A 4,471-nucleotide genomic window follows, 5' to 3' on the forward strand; every position below is an offset into this window, starting at 1 on the left:
ATGTGCGGCGGCGCTGGCACGCGGGTGTGGCCCGAATCGCGCGAGACCATGCCGAAGCAGTTCATCCCGCTGATCGGCACGGCTTCGACCTTCCAGCAGACGATCAAGCGCCTCGATGCGCCGATGTTCGACGAGCCGGTGGTGGTCACCAACCGCGACTACCGCTTCCTGGTGCGCGAGCAGCTCGAGGAGATCGGCGCCAAGGCGCAGATCGTCATCGAGCCGGCGCGCCGGGATTCCGGCGCGGCGGTGGCGGTCGCCGCCGAGATCGGCGCTGCGCGCGATCCGCACACCGTCGTGGCGGTGTTCGCCGCCGACCACGTCGTGCTCGACCAGAAAGGTTTTCTCGCCGTCTGCTCGACCGCCGCCGAAGCCGCCGCCGTCGAGGGCGCGATCGTGACGCTCGGCGTCACCCCGACCGAGCCGGCGACCGGTTACGGCTACATCCGCCCCGGCGATTCGCTCGGCGTCGGCGACGCGCGCCGCGTGGCCGCCTTCGTCGAGAAGCCGAACCGCGAGACCGCTAAGCGCTACGTGGCGGAAGGCTATCTGTGGAACTCGGGCAACTTCTTCTTCCGCGCCGACGCGATGCTGTCGGAGTTGCACGCCTTCGAACCGGAGATGGCCGAAGCGGCCGCCGCGGCGCTCGCCGCGGCGCGCGAGGATCTCGGCTTTCTCATCCTGGACAAGACGGCGTTCGAGCAATCGCCGAAGAAGTCGATCGACTACGCGGTGATGGAGCGCACCCATCGCGCCGCGGTGGTGCCGGCCGACATCGGCTGGTCGGACGTCGGCAATTGGGACGCGGTGTGGAAGCTCAGCCCCCATGACGCCGACGGCAACGCCATCCATGGCAACGGCGTCGCCCTCGACGCCAAGAACGTCAACATCCGCTCGGACGACCTGCTGACGGCGGTGGTCGGCGTCGACGACGTCACGGTGGTGTCGACCCAGGACGCCGTGCTGGTGCTGAAGCGCGGCGAGGGCGACAAGGTCAAGGCGCTCGTCGACGCGCTCAAGATCGACGGGCGGCCGGAGGCGACCGAGCACAAGCGCATTTACCGTCCGTGGGGCTATTACCAGTCGATCGATTCCGGCCCACGCTATCAGGTCAAACGCATCGTCGTCTCGCCCGGCCGCCAGCTGTCGCTGCAGAAGCACTTCCACCGCGCCGAGCATTGGGTGGTGGTCAAGGGCACGGCGCAGGTCACGCGCGGCGCTGAAGACCTGATGGTGCACGAGAACGAGTCGGTCTTCCTGCCGATCGGCGTCGTTCATCGCCTCGCCAATCCGGGCAAGATCGAGCTCGAGCTGATCGAGGTGCAGACCGGCTCCTATCTCGGCGAGGACGACATCATCCGCCTCGACGACCTCTACCATCGGCCGTCGAAGGATTGAATCGCGGCAACGTCACGCGAGCGATTCGCCGCGAAGCGGCCTCGAAGGACGCTCCACAATGCGCGTTGACGCGAACCCTGGAGCATCCTTCGACTCGCCCTCGCTGTCGCGAGAGCGGCTCAGGATGAGGTCCGCATGAATCCAAATGCGACGCGCGCTACGCTGCAGCCTTGGCGGCGGCGCGGCCGTAGAAGCTCTCGCCCTTGGCCGCCATCGCCTTCAGCCCGTCGCCCGGCGCGAAGCGCGGCCCATGTTTCGCCGCCAGCGCCTCGGCGCGCGCGACGAACGCCTTGGCGCCGACGCCGTCGATCAGCGACAGCACGCCGCCGGTGAACGGCGCGAAGCCGAAGCCGAGGATCGAGCCGACGTCGGCCTCGCGGGGGTCGGTGACGATGCCTTCCTCGATGCAGCGCGCCGCCTCCAGCGCCGCCGTGTAGAGGAAGCGGTCCTTCAGCTCCTGCACGTCGATCGCATCCGGATCGAGCGTCTTGCCGGCGATCTTCGCCAGCCCGGGCCACAACGTCTTCGCCCCCGCCGCCGGATAATCATAGAACCCCTTGCCGTTCTTGCGGCCGAAGCGCTGCTCCTTGACCACCAGCGCCTCGATCAGCTTCTCCTGATCGGAATCGACCGCCTGCGGGCCGAGGTCCTTCTTCGCCGCCTGGAGAATCTTCCACGATAGGTCGACGCCGACTTCGTCGTTGAGCGCCAGCGGCCCGACCGGCATGCCGGCCATGCGCGCGACGTTGTCGATCATCGCCGGCGGCACGCCTTCCATCAGCATCTTGTGCGCCTCGACCATGTAGTTGGTGACGCAGCGGTTGACGAAGAAGCCGCGGCAGTCGTTGACGACGATCGGCGTCTTCTTGATCGCGCGGACGAAGTCGAGCGCCGTGGCAAGCGCGCGCGCTCCGGTCTTGGCCCCCATGATGACCTCGACCAGCATCATCTTGTCGACCGGCGAGAAGAAATGGACGCCGATGAAATTCTCCGGCTTTTGAGCCGACTCGGCGAGCGAGGCGATCGGCAGGGTCGAGGTGTTGGAGGCGAAGATCACGTCGCCGCCGAGCACGGCCTGCGCCTTCTCGGTCGCTTCCTTCTTCACCCCGCGATCCTCGAACACCGCCTCGACCACCAGGTCGCAGCCCTTCAACGTCGCATAGTCGGCGCTGGCGTGGATGCGCGCCAGCAGCGCGTCGCGGTCGGCGCTTTTGGCGCGGCCCTTGGCGATCTGGCTGGAGATCAGCTTCTCCGAATGCGCCTTGCCCTTGTCAGCCGATTCCTGGTCGCGGTCGATCAGCGCGACCTCGAGCCCGGCGCTCGCCGCGACATAGGCGATTCCGGCGCCCATGAAGCCCGCGCCGAGCACGCCGATCTTGTGCAAGGTCGTCGGCGCGGCGCCGGCGGGCCGGCGCACGCCCTTGTCGAGCTCGCCCTTGGAAATGAACAGCGAACGGATCATCGCCGCCGCTTCCTTCGAGCGCAGGATCTTGACGAAGTAGCGGCTCTCGACCGCCAGCGCGAGGTCGATCGGCAGTTGCAGGCCCTCGAACACGCTCGCCAGGATCGCCTTGGCGGCGGGGTAATTGTCGTAGGTCTCGCGGCGCAGGATCGCGTTGGCGGGCGGCCAGATCATCATGCCGGCGGGCGAGAACACCTTGCCCGACGGGGCCTTGAACTTCGGGTCGTCCCACGGCGCCTTCGCGCCCGGATTGGCCTTCACCCATTCCCTCGCCCGCGCGACGATTTCGTCGGCCGGCGCGACGTCGTGGACGAGGCCCATCTTCTTGGCGGCGGCCGGCTTGAGCTGGTCGCCGCGGAACAGCATCTGCAGCGCGTCGGGCGTCGGCATCAGCCGCGCGACGCGCTGGGTCCCGCCGGCGCCGGGGAACAGGCCGACCTTGATCTCCGGCAGGCCGACGCGCGCCTTGTCGCTGTCGGCGACGATGCGATAATGGCAGGCGAGCGCGAGCTCGAAGGCGCCGCCCATGCAGACGCCATTGATCGCCGCGGCGAACGGTTTGCCGCAGCTTTCGAGCTTGCGGTAGATGAGCGAAAGCTGGCGCACGCGGTCGAAGAAGACGCGCATCGCCGCCTCCTCGCCCTCCGCCTTGGCGACGCGCGCGTATTCCTGCGCCAAGCCTTGCAGCATCGTGAGGTCTGCGCCGCCGGAGAAGGTCGCCTTGCCGGAGGTGACGACCGCGCCCTTGATCGCGGCGTCGGCGGCGACCTTGTCGACCAACTCGTTGAGGTCTTCGATCGCCTCCGGCGTCAGCACGTTCATCGCCCGGCCGGGCATGTCCCAGGTGATCAGCGCGACGCCGTCGGCGTCGACGTCGAAGCGGAAATTCTGCGTGGTCATCGGCTTATCTCCGATATCGGCGAAAAAGGGGAAGGCGGTCGCGGTCAGAGCGGCGTTCCGTCCTTGCGGCTGTAGCGGAGGCCGGCCTCGTCCTTGACGACGGCAAGATCGACGTCCGAGTAATGGGCGCGTTCGCGCTTGGCGCGCGTGCCGATCTCGAGGTAGACGGCGTCGCGGTCGGAGCGGTTGACGAGCATGATGGTCTCGCCCTCGTCCTCGACCAACGCCAGTTCGCCCTCGAGCACATAGACGAACTCGTCCTCGTTCTCGTGCCAGTGTCGCAATGTCGAGGCGGCGCCCGGCTTCAGCGTCGTCAAGTTGACGCCGAATTGATCGAGGCCGGCGGCGGCGCCGAGCCGCTTGCGCGAACGCCCGACGACGGCTTTGTCGTGCGGCGGCGGATAGCCGGTCCGGGCGTCGATCGGCAGGGCGGCGATATCGATCTTCGGCATCGCGCGGCCCTCACACTCGCTCGATCACGGTGGCGGTGCCCATGCCGCCGCCGATGCACAGCGTGATCAGCGCCGTCTGCTTGCCCAGGCGCTCCAGTTCGTCGAGCGCCGTGCCGAGGATCATCGCCCCGGTCGCGCCGAGCGGATGACCGAGGGCGATCGCGCCGCCGTTGACGTTGACCTTGTCGGGATCGAGATCGAACGCCTGCAGGTAGCGCAGCACCACCGAGGCGAAGGCCTCGTTGACCTCGAACAGATC

At 67.9% G+C, this 4,471-nt stretch carries 3 protein-coding genes and 1 pseudogene; 1 reads left to right on the plus strand and 3 read right to left on the minus strand.

Going from position 1 to position 4,471, the window contains the following annotated elements:
* Positions 1 to 1,398, plus strand: a 1,398-nt coding sequence (locus ABSF49_RS20840; RefSeq protein WP_424114551.1) for a mannose-1-phosphate guanylyltransferase/mannose-6-phosphate isomerase, incomplete at its 5' end; no start/stop codon positions are given.
* Positions 1,399 to 1,555: 157 nt separating this feature from the next.
* Here ABSF49_RS20840 and ABSF49_RS20845 read toward each other — a convergent pair.
* The 3 genes and pseudogenes from ABSF49_RS20845 to ABSF49_RS20855 all read right to left on the minus strand — a co-directional run.
* A complete protein-coding gene (locus ABSF49_RS20845) occupies positions 1,556 to 3,760 on the minus strand; it encodes an FAD-dependent oxidoreductase (RefSeq protein ID WP_424114552.1) in 2,205 nt (734 codons plus the stop codon).
* A 44-nt stretch (positions 3,761 to 3,804) separates the two neighbouring features.
* Positions 3,805 to 4,212, minus strand: a complete 408-nt coding sequence (locus ABSF49_RS20850) for a cupin domain-containing protein (RefSeq protein ID WP_424114553.1) — start codon at positions 4,210 to 4,212, stop codon at positions 3,805 to 3,807.
* A gap of 10 nt (positions 4,213 to 4,222) precedes the next feature.
* Positions 4,223 to 4,471, minus strand: a pseudogene (locus ABSF49_RS20855) (acetyl-CoA C-acyltransferase); the annotation flags it as partial.

Source organism: Roseiarcus sp., from assembly GCF_049514155.1.
In the GTDB taxonomy this organism is placed as follows: domain Bacteria; phylum Pseudomonadota; class Alphaproteobacteria; order Rhizobiales; family Beijerinckiaceae; genus Roseiarcus.